This is a genomic window from Nostoc flagelliforme FACHB-838, from assembly GCF_014698065.1.
In the GTDB taxonomy this organism is placed as follows: Bacteria; Cyanobacteriota; Cyanobacteriia; order Cyanobacteriales; family Nostocaceae; genus Nostoc; species Nostoc flagelliforme_B.
In genome coordinates, this window is sequence record NZ_JACJSI010000536.1 from 1 (window position 1) to 3346 (window position 3346).

General features: G+C 39.8%; 1 protein-coding gene and 2 pseudogenes. All 3 read left to right on the plus strand.

Features of this window, described 5'->3' with window-relative positions:
* A pseudogene (locus H6G97_RS48220) lies at positions 1-226 on the plus strand (slipin family protein); the annotation flags it as partial.
* A 1027-nt stretch (positions 227-1253) separates the two neighbouring features.
* A complete protein-coding gene (locus H6G97_RS48225) occupies positions 1254-2855 on the plus strand; it encodes an IS1182 family transposase (protein WP_190947406.1) in 1602 nt (533 codons plus the stop codon).
* A gap of 30 nt (positions 2856-2885) precedes the next feature.
* Positions 2886-3346: pseudogene (locus H6G97_RS48230) on the plus strand (transposase); the annotation flags it as partial.

Here is a 3346-nt window from a genome sequence, read left to right on the forward strand (position 1 = left end):
CGAAGCAGAAAAAGCCGCTCAAGCAAACGTAGTCAGACGTAGAGAAGAAACTGCTGCTACTCGTAGTATGCTAAACACTGCCAAAGTGATGGAGGATAACCCAGTTGCATTGCGTTTGAAGGAACTCGAAGTATTAGAGCGGATTGCAGAGAAGATCGATCGCATTCAAGTTAACGGTAGCTTGGATAGTATCTTAACAGACTTGATTCGGATGAATCCGCAATGATTTAGTTATTGAAGAAGAATTCAGCTATTCTGAATTCAGGAGTCAGAATTAATTGAGTGGGGGATTCAGACCCAGCACTCATTAAAGACCACTAAATCTCCGATTTAGTGGGGGACTTAAACCCGTTTATTCAGACGCTCCTACGTCGCTAACGCTACGCTATCCGCCACTCGCACAGAATTCAATTCTGAATTCTGGTTCTTGACTCCTGAATTCTGTTCGTTAAAAGCGATCACACTATCTCGTAAATTAGTTTTATTAACATGCACCCATCGGGATTTGGGCAAAGTACGCGGATTGTTAATTGAGTGTTGGACGCTTTAATGCAATCTCGTCCATTAAATCTGCGTATTGATTTAGGTAATCAACAGCTTTTAAAAAGTGTGTATAGCAGTCAAATGCCAGATGATTTAATTGTTCACGGATTCTGGTTTTAGTTCAAGTATTGTGCAAGTATTATACTGAATTCAAATAATGGAGTGCCAAGTTTTCTCATACTGTTTGGCACAATTAACAGCAATTCTGAATTCAATTCTTGCTGCTTCGAGTAGGGAGTGATTGCTTGGGATATGAGTCAAACTAGATGATAAACAACAATATGTCGCGTTCACTATTTTTCAGGAAATAAGTTTAACCTCCGTTGATCAATCGGAGGTTATAGTCAAGTAACTTTTATGCAGATGTACACGATCTACCTGCCTTGCGCTTGCCTGAAGGCTTTACCCGGATTTCTCACGAAGCTGGAGAAAAGAGGAGTCAAAAACTGCCAAAATATCTATTGCACATGAATTCCAGCAGTTTTAAGCATGACCCCTCAGAAAACAGATTGTATACCGGAACAGTTCAAATTTAAACCTGTATTGTCATGTCCAGTCGTAGTTAATTTCAAGGGTGAGACTGTAACATCAGATGCAGGATTAACTTTAATTGCGGAGCTAGAGCGCCAGTCCAGTAGAAGTAATTGACAAAAAGTACAGTTTTTGCGGAGGCTAATATTGAAGAGCGCAGTATTAGGAGTGTATAAAAGATGCGTCCCTCATTCTGGAATCCTCCCATTGAATTATCACTTGCAGAAGAAAAAGTAGTAAAACGTATACGTAAAGCCAAGTTGTTCGGATTTTTGAGGCAGATACGCCACGAACTATTTGACTCAGATTTTCAGTTAGAATTAGCAACGATGTTTAAGGATAGTAGTGTAGGATTATGCCCAGTGCCACCAGCACAATTGGCACTATTTATTATTCTTCAAGCATATACAGGAGTATCAGATGACGAGGCAATAGAAGCCATAGAAATGGATAGAAGATGGCAGATAGTTTTGGATTGCCTGGATTGTGAAAAAGCCCCATTTGGAAAAGGAACACTAGTAAGATTCAGGGCGTTGTTAATATCAAAATCTTTGGACAGGCGGTTAATCGAAAAAACAATTGAAATGGCAAAAATTCGAGGAGGTTATAATTCACATTCCCTAAAAATAGCACTAGATTCAAGTCCATTATGGGGCGCAGCAAGAGTCGAAGATACATATAATTTGTTAGGTCATGCGTTGCGAAAAGCATTAGAAATAATCGCTGAAAATACTCAAGAAAGTTTAGAAAGCGTTGCGGCAAATGTGGGAGCAGAAATTGTCGCTAAAACCAGCCTGAAAGCGGCTCTAGATTTAGATTGGGATGACCCAGAATCTAGGAATGTGGCATTATCGACAATTTTACAAACGTTGAACTCAGTGGAATTTCTGGTTAATCAAAAAACCGATTTGTCCGATTCAACCACAAGCCTTGTCAATCAAAATCTGGCAATTGCACGACAAATTGAGACACAGGATGTGGAGGAGGAATCAGATGCTTCCCCAAAGCTCCGTAATGGTGTTGCCAAAGACAGACGTATTTCTATTGAAGATGAGGATATGCGACATGGACGTAAAAGCCGTAGTCAAAAGTTTGATGGTTATAAACGCCATATTGCCAAGGATTTAGAATTAGAAATGATTAGGGCTGTTGGTGTCACTAGAGCTAACGCACCTGAAGCATCAGTAACTTTAGATATTGAAGCAGATTTAAAACAACAACACGTAACTATTAAAGAATTACATATTGACCGTGCATATTTAACCAGCCATTGGGTTAAACAGCGCACATCTGATCTGGCTATTATTTGCAAGGCATGGAAAGTACGCAACGGTAAACTATTTGATAAAAATGCTTTTGTTCTTGATTGGGAAACTCATTTGATTCGTTGCCCAAATGGAGTCAGTTTACCATTTCATGAGGGGGGTATTGTCCACTTTCCTAAACATGAATGTGATGCTTGTCCCATCCGTTCTCAATGTACGACTAGCAAGAATAGTCGCAGTATTTCCATTCATCCTGATGAATCCCTACTTGTGGAACTGCGTGAGCGCCAAACTACTGTGGCCGGACGCGCCAAACTCCGTGAACGTGTCAGTGTTGAGCATAGTTTAGCTCATATTGGTCAGTGGCAAACAGACCAATCTCGCTATATTGGACTACGCAAAAACCTTTTTGACCTCCGAAGAATGGCTGTTGTTCACAATCTTCATGTCCTCGCTCGTATGTCCCACATTACACCACAACAATTCTCCATTTTATCTGCTTCACAGTCTAATTAATTTGTCAATACTTTCTACTGGACTGGCGCTCTAGACCGGAAAAGAGGAATTACATCGCGATTAGCAAGATGTTTCAAAGATTACCGAGATATAAATAGAGTTAATCATTCAGTAAAAAGTTTAATCGCGCAGAGAATATATGGTTTGATAATGGGTTATGAAGACTTAAATGACCACGAGGAACTACGTCACGACCCAATGTTTGCTCTGGCGCTAGGAAAAATAGTTGGTTCCGAGAAAGAACTACCAGTTCTTGCAGGAAAAAGTACTTTGAATCGGATCGAACACTGTCCAGAAAATGTATCTTCAAGAGCTGATAGTCGATATCATCGAATTGAACATAATGCAGAGGCTATAGAAACACTATTGGTGGAAATATTTTTAGAATCATATTCTTCACCACCACGACAAATAACTATAGATTTAGATGTAACTGATGATCTGGTGCATGGTCATCAAGAAGAAGTATTCTTTAACCCTTATTATCGTGG

What these genes read in the sequence shown, in the direction of transcription:
- H6G97_RS48225 (WP_190947406.1), top strand. Translation starts at nt 1,254, where the DNA reads ATGCGTCCCTCATTCTGGAATCCTCCCATTGAATTATCACTTGCAGAA.